Raw genomic sequence first — 14,910 nt, forward strand, 5'->3', positions numbered from 1 at the left:
TCTAGCAATCATGCTGTATAGGTTGTCTGAATAGAGCATCGGCTACTAGTGAAACATCGTGCATTTCTTGAACATCGTGAACTCGGAGGATATCAGCACCATTAAAAATAGCAGCACAACAAGCTGCTGCGGTTCCCCAAACTCGTGCTTTGGGATCTGGTTGATTTAAAATCCGACCAATGAAACTTTTACGGGATGCTCCTACCAAGATAGGACAGTTGAGTGTTGTTAGCGATCGCAAACCACGAAAAATTTCTAAATTTTGCTCATAGTTCTTAGCAAAACCAATACCAGGATCGATGATAATTTTTTCCCGGTCAATGCCCGCAGTAGTTGCTGCCTCAATTTGCCGAGCCAAAAAACTATAAATTTCTCCGAGTAAATCTTGATAATCAGTCTGTTGTTGCATCGTCTGTGGTGTTCCACGGATGTGCATTAAAATAATCGGCACACTTAACTCTGCCAGTGTCGGCAACATTTCCGAGTCAAAAGTGCCGCCAGAAATATCATTAATAATATCCGCTCCAACTTCTACAGATGCCCTGGCTACAGCCGCACGGGTTGTATCTACAGAAATCGGAATTGAAATTTTCGGTCTTAGTACCTGTAATACCGATAACACCCGGTCAAGTTCCTCAGCCAGAGTGATTTGCTTTGCCCCTGGCCGCGTTGATTGACCGCCCACATCGATAATGTCAGCACCAGCCGCTACTAGTGCTTGCGCCTGTATTAAAGCGGCAGAGGTGGTGTTAAACTCACCCCCATCGCTAAAGCTATCAGGCGTTACATTCAAAATGCCCATTAAATAAGTTCGCTGTCCCCATTCAAAACAGCGTTCTCGAATTATCAAATTGCTTGGCATAAAACAGGAGTCAGAATTCAGGAGTCAGAATTCAGGAGTCAGAATTCAGGAGTCAGAATTCAGGAGTCAGAATTCAGGAGTCAGAATTCAGGAGTCAGAATTCAGAATACTCCACCCGTGAAAGGATGGAGTATCAACTCTTGAAAAATATTTTAATTTTCTTTCGCCCACAAAAAGCAATGTTTTTAAGCAATATTCATTACCCAGTCGTACAAAATTCAATTCTGTTAGCGATTAGCTAAGGTTTAGCCCATTCTGACTGCTGAGTTCTGAATTCTTCTTATCTACATTAGGCATTCCCATGCAGAGCATGGGAACGAAAAGAAATCATATTACACTAAGTGAAAATTCACAATCCGAGCGAAACTTTCAGGTTCCAAACTTGCTCCTCCCACTAAAACGCCATCGATTTCTGGTTGAGCCATGATTTCATCAATATTATTTGGCTTAACTGAGCCACCATATTGAATTGATACATTTGGATTACTCAACTGGCTCCGAATTAAGTCAATTATTCGATTAGCTTCCACTGCTTCACAAGTGTCACCAGTGCCAATTGCCCAAATCGGTTCATAAGCAATCACCAAATTATTCTGATCGATATCTACTAAACCTTTATCGAGTTGGAGAGCAATCAGCGATTCAGTTTCTCCTGCATCTCGTTGTTGTTTGGTTTCACCAACACAGAGAATAGGGGTCAAACCAAACCTTTGAGCAGTTCGGAGGCGCAGATTAACGGTTGCATCCGTTTCACCAAAATATTGTCGTCGTTCGCTATGACCGACAATCACAAAGCGCACACCACTTTCTGTCAGCATTGGGCCAGAAATCTCACCTGTATAGGCTCCAAATTCTTCCCAATGGATATTTTGTGCCCCCAGTTGGATGAGGCTACCGTGCAAAGTTTTGGACAAAACACTCAAATTAGTGAATGGAGGGCACAATATCACTTCTCGCCCTTGGGGGGTTTCCTCTAAGTGGGGCAGAAATCCTTGTAAAAACTCCTGGGTTTCTGCCTGGGTTTTGAACATTTTCCAGTTGCCGGCAATAACGATTTTCCGCACAGGTAATTTAGTCAAGATTCTAACGTGCTATTTAGATGCATTTTTCAGTTTATGACTTTTTGTTAGTCATTAGTCATTAGTCATTGGTCATTGGTCTATTCCTTCTTACTTCCCACTCCTCACTCAGCACGGGCTAAACGCCCCGCTACCGCTAACAGCACTCAGCACTCCCCACTGATAAGGATTATTCTCCTTTGAGCCACAAACCCCTGCTAAAAATAACTAGGATAAGAGACGGGGCTAATCAAATAAATCCCAAATCTCAAATTGATATGACTTCGCCATTACCCGTGCCTGAACCTCATCAAAGCGATTCTGCTAACACTGAAGCAAATTCTCCTAGTTGGGAGGAAGAACTGGATAGTGCTATTTTCAGTTTTGAAGATATTCAGACGGAACTGAACTATAAACAAGCACAAACAGCGCTACGAAACTTGGTAGCCAATCTCGACCTCACCCCCCAAGAAAAAACCGGATTGGAAACGGAAATTGCTGATTTGGAAACCATGCTGGGGAAGTTAGACCGCATGGTGGTGCAGATTGCAGCTTTTGGCATGGTAGGGCGTGGTAAGTCTTCGCTACTCAATTCTTTGGTGGGACAAACAGTATTTGAAACTGGGCCGCTGCACGGTGTCACCCGGACTGCACAAACAGTTAATTGGAGTATTAGCGAGGAAGCGATTGGAGAAACTGAACGGGCTTTGCGGGTTACTCTCCCCGGTGTAGGTCAATCGCAGGTGGAATTAATCGACACTCCTGGGTTAGATGAAGTAGATGGTGCAACCCGTGCAGCATTAGCTGAACAGATTGCGAAACAAGCAGATTTGATTCTGTTTGTAATCTCTGGCGATATGACAAAGCTAGAATACGCCGCTCTTTCTCAATTGCGGGAAGCAGGTAAACCGATAATTTTGGTGTTTAACAAAGTAGACCAGTATCCAGAAGCAGACCGGATGGCAATTTATCACAAAATTCGGGATGAAAGGGTGCGGGAATTACTCACACCTTTAGAAATTGTCATGGCTGCGGCATCGCCATTGGTGAAGACGGCGATTCGTCGCCCTGATGGTACTAGGGGCATACAACTGCGTACAGGGAATGCCCAAATCGACGAACTGAAGCTGAAAATATTGGAGATTCTGCACCGTGAGGGTAAAGCCTTAGTTGCTCTTAATACCATGCTTTATGCCGACGTTGTGAATGAGCAGTTAATCGAGCGAAAATTGATGATTCGGGAACAGAATGCTAATCAGTTGATTTGGAAGGCTGTAATGACTAAGGCATTAGCGATCGCACTTAATCCTGTAACTGTGGTAGATATTCTGAGTAGTGTGGTTATTGATATTGCTCTGATTTTGGGTTTATCTAAGCTCTATGGCTTCTCTATGACTGAAGCCGGGGCCGTACAACTGCTACAAAAAATCGCCCTGAGTATGGGCGGAATTGGTGCTAGTGAATTGTTAGCAAATTTGGGTTTGAGTGGATTGAAAACTTTACTTGGTATCTCTGCAACAGCTACAGCAGGTATTGCCCTTGGCCCTTATATATCGGTGGCACTTACGCAAGGGGGAGTAGCTGGTGTTTCTTCTTACGGTATTGGACAAGTTACCAAAGTTTATTTAGCCAACGGCGCGACTTGGGGGCCTGATGGGCCGAAAGCAGTAATTAATCGCATTTTGACAAACCTCGATGAAACTTCAATTCTCAATCGGATTAAAGATGAATTACTCCAGAAGGTAAAACTCAGAAAGTGATGTATAAACTTATTTTAAATTTTAAATGCTTGTATTTTGCTCAAGCCAAGCGACTAAATCAGATACGTTTGAAAAATCTAAAAATTCTTCTCCTAATTGTTCCAATTGTTCAGTAGATAAGACTTGAATTCTCTCAAATATTGATGAATCTATTTCTCCAAATCGCCGATTTAACTGACGCTTTAAAAAGCGAAAAGCTTCTTTTTGCTCTCCTCTTTCTTCTCCCTTCTGCAAAATATCCTGATAAATCACTGATTCTTGCATAATATCTTCCCGCAATAATTGATGAATAAAATCTTTCTCAAACTTCAACCCTGCTAAAATCTCAGTGTAAGCAGCAGTATTTTGTCTTGTCTCAATATCTGTAATTTTAGCAATTTTTTTGGCAACCTGCGATAGTAGTACTTGGGCTGAATCTGTTTGCGTTAACGGTGCTAAAGGTAATAACGCCAGATTGTTAAGAAATAGTGCTGAATCTTGTTCCCACATTCTGATAACTCGATAACGGTGGGTTGTGACTTCGCTAACATATTCTTCGGTAAAAGCGATTTCATTACTTGTCTCTTGCAAGAAAATTACTACCTGCGTAACCGGAACTTGATATTTCCTTGTCAATCGGACATAGTAATCTAGCATCCGCAGAGAAATTGGCTTTGGAGATTTAATTGTGGTTTGGAATTCTAGGTGTAAAATCCGATTTTCTGTTTGCAGAAATGTCACCGAATCAGCACGTATAGGTTCTATGCTCAATTCGGTTTTTAATATTTCAATTGTTCGTGGTTCTTGATTTAATAACCACCGGATAAAATCATGGGGATATTTTTCTGCGAGTATTTTACAAAGATTGTCATATTCTGCCATATATTTAAGAATCCTAAATAAATTGTAAAAAATTCTCCCCCAGCTAATGCCGTCCCCCCAAGACATCGGGGGGACTAAGAAGGGTAGCAACAATTTCAAATTCTCACGAATGATTTAGGATTGCTATATACAGAAGAAATTGCGCCTTCATCAACTTTTAGTTTCTACCTTTGAAAGAGTTTAGCCATTCTTGAACTTGCTCGCGGGCAATATCACGCCCTCCAAGACCAAAGGCTAGGGCAATAGCAACTGCGATCGCACCGAGTAAAAGTCCAAAGGCTAAATTCACAATATCACTGGCAACTCCAATCTGTTGCAGTGCCATTGCAGAGACTAAAGCAATAATGGCAATCCGCGCTACTTGTCCCAAAATCTCTGCCTGACGATCGCCGGAACTGGTAATGATGTTAAAAGCCAGATTTGCCAAGAATAAGCCTATGGCAAATATTACCAATCCCGCCAAAATCCGCCCGAATACGATTACAATCCCAGACACTAATGCTGTCAAGGCAGGAATATTCAGGATATTCACCGCCGCCACCGTTGCAAATAGCATGATACCCACTAAGGCAACAATACCTGCAATTTCCGATGGAGTGCGGCTGGGAATACGGGCAGTTGTTGGTTCAGTTGAAATTTCGATGCGTCTAGTAGGTGTTGTCAGACCCAAAATAGTGAAAATGTTATTAAACCCTAAATTGGTGAGGATACTTGTAACTAAATCGGCGATAAACCGCCCGACGAAATAGGCAACAATTAAAATTGCCACGGCTGTAAAGATGGCAGGTAGGGCGTTAAGAATTTGTTGCAGCATGGCGATCGCAGGGACTGATATCGCATCAATTCGCAAAGCATTGAGCGCTGCGATCGCCACAGGAATCAAAATCAAAACATAGACAATTGTGCCAAGAATACTCGATAAAGGTTGCACCCCCGCAGCCGTAGATAATCCTAAACGACTACCTACATGGTCGATCCCAGTTGTGGCCAACAAGTTCGTTACAATTCGCCGCACCACATTAGCTATAAACCATCCAACTACAGCAATTAGCGCCGCCGCTAAAATGTTTGGCAGAACTAGCAGAACTTGTGTAATTAGAGCTTGTACTGGTTGTAGAGCCTGTCTTAGTCCGAGAGTATCTAAAACTGGAGCGAGAAACAGTAAAAAGATAAACCAATACAGAGCATTGCCAATCGTCTCACTTAAAGACAACTGATTTAGGCTGGGTACGGTGTCTTCTGGTTCTGGATTCAAACGCTCATCCAGATTAAATGCCTGCAATGAGCGCACAGTGATAATCTTCACAATGGTTGCCAAAAACCAGGCGGTTCCTAAAAGAATTCCCGCACCAACTAAATTTGGCAAAAAGCCAATAAGTTGATTGAGAAAATTATTGAGGGGTCGAGAGGCTACTTCCAGATCCAGCGTCTGTAAAACAGCTACCGCCGTCAATAGGATAATGCTCCAAAAAACTAAGCTGGAGATTAATTTCTCTACTTGGGGAACATCTTGACGACCAGTTACCCCTGCGGCAATCCGGTTATCTATATTTGTGCGCTTGAGAATTCCTTGCGTCACTGCTGCTGCGATCGCTGCAATTAGCCAACCTACTAACAAAATTGCTACTGCCCCCAACAGACGGGGCGTAAACAGAATTATCTGTTGAACAATACCTTGCACATCAGCAATTCCTTGATTCACTGCTGGTTGTATCGGTTGCAAGCTGGGCGATTGTGCCAAAAATTGCACCTTCATGGGTAAAGCAACTCCTATCACCTGGGTTATTCCTTGCCAAGTCGTGTTCATGGTTTTTGGGAATTAAGCTTAAGTATTCGCCGCAAACACTGAGTAAGTGTTTTGCCTATCAATTTACCAGTAAACACATACATATTTTGATTTAATCTACTGGTATTGGGAATTGGGAATTGGGCATTGGGGAATGGGGAATTGGGAATTGGGCATGAAGAAGAGACAAGGGAGACTTGGGAGAGACTTATTCAATAATTCCCCCTTGTCCCCCTGCCCCCCTGCCCCCTGCCCCCCTACCCCCTCATCTCCCTATTTCGCTTAATTTTGCGTTACTCTAATGGCAGCAACAGCGCCAAAGATGTAGAATGTCTCAAGTTTTGGAGCAATCGATTCAAATTAATGCTACGGCTACGGTGGTAGAGCGCTGTATTAGCGATTTAGCTCTTATGCACCGTTGGCTCAACCCTGCCCTCCGTTGCGAACCGGTGGGTGAAGCTTGGAGTACTAATGTAGGCAGTGAAAGTCGTTTTATCATTCAAATTCCTCTACTGAAACCCACCTTGAATAGCGTAGTTGTAGAGCGACAACCGGGTTTGGTAGTTTGGGAATTTCAGGGATTTTTTCAAGGACGCGATCGCTGGGAATGTCAACCCACAGAAAAGGGAACGCTCCTACTGAACCGTTTTGAGTTCGATATTCCTAACCCCTTAGTCAGTTGGGGTTTCAACACCTTCGCCGCATCTTGGACAAAAGAAGATATGCAAGCCCAACTCCGTCGCCTCAAAAGAGTTGCAGAGAATTTGTAATCGGGGCATGGGGTATGGGGCATTGGGAATTGGGGAAGAAACTTGTTAAATAATTTCCCCTTGTCTCTGTGGCCTTCATGGATAACTTTAATATTGGGTAGCAGAAATTGACTAAATAATTGCAAAATAAATGCAGTTAGTCATTGTAACTACCTGGAAATGCCGACTATACTTGCTGACGCACAAAATTTACTTTCTGACCTCATCGCTCGCTACTCAAAGCGTGTAGATTATCTGATGATTCGCCTTGAAGAAGCAGAGGGGACTGATATCTTGTTGCGTGGCGACAAGGTAGAAACCCTAAGTGTTGGCATCTCCATTGGTGGACATATTCGCGCTTGTTATAAAGGTGGATGGGGGTTAAGCTGTTTTAACCACTTGGGGAAAATTGAGGATCGGATTGAAGAAGCGATCGCGGCGGCGCGGATGGTTGGTGATGAAGAAACTTTACTTGCACCCATTGACCCAGTGCAAGCTGTATGCATTCTCCCTCTAAAAGGAACTGACCCTCGGAAAGTTCCACTCTCGCAGAAAAAACAATTGTGCGATCGCTATACTGAATTGCTCAAAAGCGTTGATCCCCAAATTACCACTACTTCGGTGCGTTACGGCGACAGTGCCCAAAAAGTAATCATCGCTACCTCAGAAGGCGCTTTAATCGAGCAATCTTGGGTAGATATGGAAATGCGCTTTGCCGCCACCGCGAGAAATGGTGAAACCGTACAAACTGGACGGGAAACTACCGGTTCTCGCAAAGCTTACGAAGATTTAACTGATTTGGATGGACAAGTAAAAGGTGCGGCTCAAAGAGCGATCGCAGCTTTATCTCTGCCATCTGTCAAAGGTAATACTTACACCGTAGTTATCGATCCAATTCTCACGGGTTTATTTGTCCACGAAGCCTTCGGACATCTTTCTGAGGCCGATATGGCTTACGAAAACCCCGATCTCTTAGAAGTTATGACCATCGGACGGCGATTTGGCCCAGAAGAACTGCAAATTTTTGATGGTGCGGCTCCAGAGGGACATCGCGGTAGCTATTTTTATGACGATGAAGGTACGCCTGCTACAACTACTCAACTAATTAAAGATGGAGTTTTAGTTGGACGTTTACATTCTCGTGAAACTGCTGGCAAATTAGAGGAAGCACCTACTGGTAACGCTCGATGTCTCAATTACCATTTTAACCCCATCGTGCGGATGACAAATACCTGGATTGAACGAGGTAAAACGCCAGTTGCAGACTTATTCACTGATATTAAAGAAGGAGTTTATGCCCGCAATTGGTTGGGTGGAATGACCAATGGGGAAATGTTTACCTTTAGTGCTGGGGAAGCGTGGATGATTAGGAACGGCAAAATTGCTGAACCTGTGCGAGATGTAACGCTTTCGGGAAATGTATTCCAAACCTTAGCGGATATTGAGGCAATTGGTGATGATTTTTACTGGGATGAATCTGGCGGTTGTGGTAAAGGAGGACAAAATGGTTTATCAGTAGGTTGTGGTGGCCCTAGTCTGCGAATTCAAGATGTAGTGGTTGGTGGAGAAACTTAGTCATTTGTCATTTGTCATTTGTTATTTGTTATTTGCAAATGACTAATACTTTGACAATCGCTTTACACCAGCACCTAAATTTTAAATACTTCAACATCCCTCCCAGGTATGAAAACAAGTCACAACTCTAGATAGTAGCGCCAGGAGGTGAAGATGACTAATCTAAATTAAGGTGATTTGATATTAAAATCCTCAGTGGCGCGTACTGGGTATTTACTGCCTGCCTGGGTAATGTTGGATAGGCTAAATTAAAGGTTCCTTAGCACAGCGACAGATATGAAAGCAGATCAACTTCTGAAAAACTATGCCGCAGGTGTCAGAGACTTTACTGGGGTCAACTTAAGCGAGGCAAACTTAAGGGAAGCCAATCTCAGTGGCGTAATTTTAGATAGAGCAATTTTAGATGGAGCTAATCTGAGTCATGCTAATTTAGCACAAGCCAGTTTGATAGAGGCTGACTTAAATGGAGCAGATTTGAGCAATGCCAACCTCAGTGGGAGCAACTTAAGCGGAGCTATTTTGGATGGAGCTATCTTGGATGGAGCCGCAATGGAAGGAGCTAATTTAAGCCAAGCTGATTTGACGGTTGCTAAATTGATTGACACTAACTTGAGTGAAGCAGATTTACAGGAAGCAAATTTGATAGCAGCGAATTTAGATGGAGCCGATTTGAGTGGTGCAGACTTAACGGTAGCCGACTTATCTCAGGCAAATCTTACTCAAGCAGATTTGAATCAGACAAATTTGAACGGTGCAAATTTGGAAGGAGCGAATATAGAAGGAACAATCCTGGATGAGAATAGTTTAATCTAGTTTCATGGGTTCTGCGCTGCCAACTCAATACAACATTAACCAAAATATTGCATCGGCTAACTCGGAACGTCGAGATCGAAACTCGAAACTTGAGCTTCATGTGACAGCAGAATTCAGAGTTAAGGAGTCAAAAGTCAGAAGTCAAACAGGCTTTATACTTGCCTTTGATACTTGCCTTTGATACTTAGCTTGTGTGCTTCACTAAGTTAAAATACGCTATGTGTTTGCTTAATTACTTATTAAACGCGGATAACCTCACTTTTTAATCTCCTCCCCGCAGGCGCTAAAGTTTACATTAGAGTAGCAATGGCATTGTTTTGGCTAACAATGCCATTGTTTCGACTGACAATGCCATTGTTTCAACTGGCAATGATATTGTTTCGACTGACAATGCCATTGTTTCGACTGACAATGCCATTGTTTCGACTGGCAATGATATTGTTTTGGTTGACGATGCTATTGTTTTGACTAACAATGCCATTGTTTTAACTGACAATGCCATTGAGATGAAAACTTGGAATGTTGCATGAAAGTCTATAACTTGTGTGTACACACATCTGCTTATCAGAAAAAGTCAGGTGGATATATTTTTTATACGCAGTGATATTACTTTGAAAAAGTTTGCTACAAGTAGTGTTATTTATGATTGTCATAATTAAAACAATTGACTCTCAACTATCAATGGTGAACTCTACTGTCGTTGTCACACTCTATATCAACCCTATGACAGGGAATGATAACAATACTGGTTCACGGTTGAGTCCGTTTAAAAGCCTCACCCGTGCCTTAAAAGTAACCAAAATCCCGACGATAATTCATCTTGAGTCGGGGACTTACAGTGCTGCTACTGGTGAGGTGTTCCCACTGATTATCCCTAAAGAGGCAATAGTGGTGGGTAAGGAAGCGAACAAAGGTGCAGGGATTGTAATTTCTGGGAGTGGCGAGTATCAAAGTCCCAGCTTTGGTATACAAAATATTGCACTGCTTTTGCTAGATGATGCCAGCCTTTTAGGTGTAACTGTCACCAATCCCTCAACTAAAGGTACTGGCATCTGGATTGAATCGGCTGCACCCACTTTAGCTAACAATACTTTGAGGGACTGTGGGCGGGAAGGTGTGTTCACCACTGGTACTGCCAAACCCGCAATTTTAGATAACATATTTGTACAAAATACTGCTAGCGGCTTAGTGATGGCAGGTCATAGCCAGGGAGAAGTACTGCGGAATTTATTTGAAAGAAACCCTTTAGGGATAGCACTTAGTGATTTTGCCAAACCTACGATCGCAAATAACAAATTATCAGAAAATCGCACCGCGATCGCACTTTCTCGCAATGCCCAACCGATACTGCGTCAAAATCTCATTGCTCGAAGTACTCAAGGTGGTCTATTAGTTAATGGCAATGCAATTCCTGATTTAGGTAATACCCAAGATTCTGCTAATAATATTTTTCGTGATAATAGTGAATTTGATTTATATAATGCTACTAAAAAAAAGCTAATTTGCGTAGGTAATGAGTTAAATCCTCTTCTAGTCAAAGGTTCCTGTGAATTGATCCCAGCCGAAGAAGTAGCAGTTAACACTAGTTTATCTGAGGCTCCGATTGAATCCTTATCTCAAAAACTCTCCGCACCTGTTCAACTAGATGCACATTGGGCAGAACCATTTATCCAGGCATTAGTGAGTATGAATTTAACTCATTGTTTTGCTGATGGTAGCTATGAAGGGGGACTGGGGACTGGGAACTGGGGACTGGGAGACAAGGGGAGCGGGGGGCAGGGGGAAAGAATTCTCCCTGCCCCCTGCTCCCTGCCCCCTGCCTCTTTTCAACCAGATAAGCCCATGTCTCGCGCCCAATATGCATCTCTGGTAGCGATCGCTTTTAACCCATTTCCGAAAATCTCAGCACCTGATTTTACAGACGTACCCAACGATTTTTGGGCTTATAACGCTATCCAAATCGCGGCTAGCGGCGGCTTTGTTGGCGGATTTAGCGATCGAACTTTTCGCCCCGAACGATATGTCCAACGGCTACAGGTGATTGTTTCTCTAGTAAATGGATTGGGATTACCGCCAGCTAATAGCGATGTTTTAGAATTATATAGCGATCGTCATACCATTCCCGACTACGCCCGAAAAGCCGTAGCCACTGCTACACAACAAAAAATCATCGTTAATTACCCAGATCCCAAACTACTTGCACCTTTACGTTTGGCAACACGCGCCGAAGTTGCAGCGATGGTTTATCAAGCATTAGTTGCCATTGGGCGAACATCTGCGATTAAATCAGTCTATGTAGGGTTGCATTCTAGAACTTGACAAGTAAAATAGGAAACACTGCTTATCGGCTTGAGACTCTTGGAAAAAAAACCATGTAGTTAAAAGCACGTTAGGCTAATATGCGATGGGTGAAAAATCTTAGACCTATTGCCGAAAGCTAATAGCCCCATGTTAACAACACTTCCAGATACTTCCGCTAATTTGGCGATCGCTTTATTAATTAACTATAGTTTTGACCTCAGTGGGTATAGTGCCAATGAGCTAGTTGAGCGTTGGCAAACGCAATACCCACTGAATTGGCTACACCTGGCAGTGATTGAGGCACTATATCAAGGTCGTTATAAAGCGGTTTCTGTGCAGCAAATATTAGTATTTTGGCAGCGCCGGGATCAGGCTACATATCATTTCAACATGGAATTTGAACGGATGGTTTGTAGCAAATTTCCTCAAAGCTTAACCTCATTTGCTGCACCAGCCCTACCGCTACCCAAGAAAAACCCCATCGTAGAGAAAGTCACGAGTCCTCAATTACCACCTGCGAAGATTCATAACGGCTATTATCAACACAGCAATACTGCTACTCTCCAACTGAAAAGTTCTGAACAAAAGACATCTTTAACTGAAGAACAAGAGAAGCAGGAAGATAGAGACAATAAAACCGTCTTGAAGTCTCCCCTAACCGGAAAGTTAACATCTTCGGCAACCCTTCAGCGATTATCTGCTGTCAGCCAAAGGCAAACTTCACAAGAAATTCCATTGCCTTCTCCATCATCAAGCCATCATCAACGACAGCCCAAACTCCTCCCACCTGCTGCTATTCATGCCCCTATCGGGCAATTTACTCCAGAAAAAAGCGATCGCTCTGAGTCTTTTACATCTAAACTCAAGGCTATGTCTAGCGAACAAAATCCGCCAGACATGGGTAGTAAAGAGAAAAATCAATAACGAATGACAAATGACCAATGACAAATGACTCTTTATGCAACTAACTGCTTAAAGCGCTCATCATCAGCAATATCATCAAAATCTAGGTCAGTTGCTGCGTCTTCTTTATACCTGGGATTAAGTTCAATTGCTTGTTGTAGAGTTGCCAGAGATAATTCAACTTGTCTTTGCAGTGCGTAACAGGCTGCTTTGTTATAATAAGCACTGGCATAATCTGGCTTAATTTCTAAGGCTTTGTCAAAACTAGCGATCGCTTCATCATCGCGTCCCAATCTTACCAAGGTATAACCATGTTTATCCCAGATTTTGGAAGAATTGGGTTGGAATTCTAACGCTTTCTCAAAAGACACTATTGCCTCTTCATATTGTTCTAATGCTACTAGGGAAAGACCGCAATTCAACCAAGCAACTGCATCATCAGGCTTGATTTGTGTAGCTTTATCAAATGAAGCAAAAGCTTGCTGATGCTGTTTTAAGTTTCCCAAAGCAACGCCGCGATCGCACCAGGCTTGATGATAATCTGGTTGAAGTTTAATAGCTTGGTCATAAGATGCGATCGCATCTTTGTAGCGTTTTAACCTTCCGAGAGTTAAACCTCGTTTTAACCAAGTAACGGGTTCATCAGCTTGAATTTTAACCGCTTGGTTGTAAGCTGCGATCGCATCTTCATAGCGTTTTTGAGAAAATAGCGCATCTCCCTGTTCTACATACTCATCAGCAGTGAATTCTGGTTGTTGTGGTTCCTCTATTTCTTCCTCTTCATGATTCACCGCTTCTAGGATGGATTCAGGTGTGATTTCAGTTAATTCTTGAAGAATCAGATCCTTTCTTTCTTGGGCATCTAATTGTAATTCAGAAAGTTGAGATACAAACTCACTTTCTAGTCTTTCTAACTTCTCTAAAATCAAAATCTTTTGTTGTTGAGCATTCCATTGCAATTCTGAAAATTGCGAACTAAACTCAGAGCCAGATTTTTCTAGATTTTCAATGATTAACTCTTTACGCTTTTGAGCATCTAATTGTAATTCAGAGAGTTGTTCTGCAAACTCTGACTGCAATGCTGATAAACTCCCAACAATTTTATTTTTTTGCTCATAAGCATCCGTCTGCAATTCAGATAATTGAGATTTAAATTGATTATCTAATTCTCCTAATTTATCAAGTGTAATATCTTTTTGTCTTTGAGCATCTACCTGTAAATTTAATAATTGGTCAGCAAGTTTTAACTGCAATTTTTTTAAATTTTCAATAGCTATATCTTTTTGATTTTGAGCCTCACCCTGCCACCCAGAAATTTGAGATGTGAACTCAGACTTTGATATTTCTAAGTCAGCTATAGTTAGTTCTCGCTGTTGTTGTATACCTAACTTTAAGTTAGACAATTCTTCTGCCAGTATTGATTCTAAATATCCTATATTTTTTAGTGCTACATCTCTTTGCTGTTGAGCATCAAACTCTAACTTAGATATTCCAGAAGCAAAATTAGACTCTAAATTTGCTATATTCTCTTGAGATTTTTTAAGCTCAGTTTCTAATCTATTTAATACCTGCGTTTTAACTAAATCTAACTCAGATGTCAAGATAGATACACTTTCTTGTTGGGCTTTAATTTTTTGCTGTAAAGCAGTGGTTTCCCGTTCTAATTCAGAATTTATTTTTTTAACTTCTTGAATAACATTTTCAGCTTCTTCTTTAACAGTAGTTAGTTGATTTTGTAATTTTTCCATCCCCTGTAATTGTTGCATCGCTCTATCAACAATTTCCCGGATTATCACCCGTCGTAATAGCCAAAATAAAGCAATGATAGTGACTGGAAATAGACTTAATATAACTAGCCAGATATTAACTAAGATTGTTGTGCGGCTAAAAGCGCTCTTAAAATCAGATTGGACTTGCTGTTGAATTCCCTTTTCTGCTCGTAGTCGCGCTAATTCTTCCCGTTCCTGATTTGATAAAACCGGAGTAGGTGTTAGTGCTGGGGACGGTGATAGTGCAGATTGTCCACTAGCAATTCCAACGGATAACAGTAAGGGTAAAAAGACAATAGTGTTTTTTACAATTAAAGCGAAAATAGCTTGATTTTTGCTCTTCATAACAACCATCTCAGTCTGTTGGTCAGTTTTTGAAGCGGCGTGCCTCTCTCCAATCTATAACAAAATTAAGTACACTCGTAGGGGCACGGCACGCCGTGCCCCTGAAACTTGCGATATAATTTTATACC

Annotated in this window: 12 protein-coding genes; 7 read left to right on the forward strand and 5 right to left on the reverse strand. The window is 42.0% G+C overall.

Features of this window, described 5'->3' with window-relative positions:
• Position 1: 1 nt before the first annotated feature.
• Together folP and tpiA are read right to left on the reverse strand one after the other, a co-directional pair.
• Positions 2-862, reverse strand: a complete 861-nt coding sequence (gene folP / locus RMZ41_RS15450; protein WP_322642160.1) for a dihydropteroate synthase — start codon at positions 860-862, stop codon at positions 2-4.
• Between the two features lie 332 nt (positions 863-1,194).
• A complete protein-coding gene (gene tpiA / locus RMZ41_RS15455) occupies positions 1,195-1,926 on the reverse strand; it encodes a triose-phosphate isomerase (protein WP_322642265.1) in 732 nt (243 codons plus the stop codon).
• A 272-nt stretch (positions 1,927-2,198) separates the two neighbouring features.
• Here tpiA and RMZ41_RS15460 point away from each other — a divergent pair, with 272 nt between their 5' ends.
• Complete coding sequence (locus RMZ41_RS15460) at positions 2,199-3,680, forward strand: GTP-binding protein (RefSeq protein WP_322642159.1); 1,482 nt, start codon at positions 2,199-2,201, stop codon at positions 3,678-3,680.
• A gap of 21 nt (positions 3,681-3,701) precedes the next feature.
• On the opposite strand, the gene RMZ41_RS15465 is transcribed toward RMZ41_RS15460, so the two are convergent.
• Positions 3,702-4,541, reverse strand: coding sequence for a DUF4351 domain-containing protein (locus tag RMZ41_RS15465; protein ID WP_322642158.1), 840 nt, complete (start codon positions 4,539-4,541; stop codon positions 3,702-3,704).
• Between the two features lie 157 nt (positions 4,542-4,698).
• A complete protein-coding gene (locus RMZ41_RS15470) occupies positions 4,699-6,348 on the reverse strand; it encodes a mechanosensitive ion channel (protein WP_322642157.1) in 1,650 nt (549 codons plus the stop codon).
• Between the two features lie 308 nt (positions 6,349-6,656).
• On the opposite strand from RMZ41_RS15470, the gene RMZ41_RS15475 reads away from it, so the two are divergent.
• The 6 genes from RMZ41_RS15475 to RMZ41_RS15500 all read left to right on the forward strand — a co-directional run bounded on the left by RMZ41_RS15475 (position 6,657) and on the right by RMZ41_RS15500 (position 12,689).
• Complete coding sequence (locus tag RMZ41_RS15475; RefSeq protein WP_322642156.1) at positions 6,657-7,097, forward strand: SRPBCC family protein; 441 nt, start codon at positions 6,657-6,659, stop codon at positions 7,095-7,097.
• 159 nt (positions 7,098-7,256) lie between these two features.
• Positions 7,257-8,651, forward strand: a complete 1,395-nt coding sequence (locus RMZ41_RS15480) for a TldD/PmbA family protein (RefSeq protein WP_322642155.1) — start codon at positions 7,257-7,259, stop codon at positions 8,649-8,651.
• A 276-nt stretch (positions 8,652-8,927) separates the two neighbouring features.
• A complete protein-coding gene (locus RMZ41_RS15485; RefSeq protein ID WP_322642154.1) occupies positions 8,928-9,464 on the forward strand; it encodes a pentapeptide repeat-containing protein in 537 nt (178 codons plus the stop codon).
• Between the two features lie 317 nt (positions 9,465-9,781).
• Positions 9,782-9,994: a hypothetical protein gene (locus RMZ41_RS15490; RefSeq protein WP_322642153.1), complete on the forward strand. Its 213-nt coding sequence runs from the start codon at positions 9,782-9,784 to the stop codon at positions 9,992-9,994.
• 151 nt (positions 9,995-10,145) lie between these two features.
• Entirely contained in the window at positions 10,146-11,783 is a 1,638-nt protein-coding gene (locus RMZ41_RS15495; protein WP_322734452.1) for a DUF1565 domain-containing protein, read from the forward strand.
• Between the two features lie 129 nt (positions 11,784-11,912).
• Entirely contained in the window at positions 11,913-12,689 is a 777-nt protein-coding gene (locus tag RMZ41_RS15500) for a hypothetical protein (protein ID WP_322642152.1), read from the forward strand.
• A 32-nt stretch (positions 12,690-12,721) separates the two neighbouring features.
• Here the strand turns inward: RMZ41_RS15500 and RMZ41_RS15505 are convergent, their stop codons facing one another.
• Positions 12,722-14,782: a tetratricopeptide repeat protein gene (locus tag RMZ41_RS15505; RefSeq protein WP_322642151.1), complete on the reverse strand. Its 2,061-nt coding sequence runs from the start codon at positions 14,780-14,782 to the stop codon at positions 12,722-12,724.
• Between the last annotated feature and the right edge of the window lie 128 nt (positions 14,783-14,910).

The sequence above is a fragment of the Nostoc sp. DedVER02 genome (assembly GCF_034530675.2).
Taxonomy (GTDB): domain Bacteria; phylum Cyanobacteriota; class Cyanobacteriia; order Cyanobacteriales; family Nostocaceae; genus Nostoc.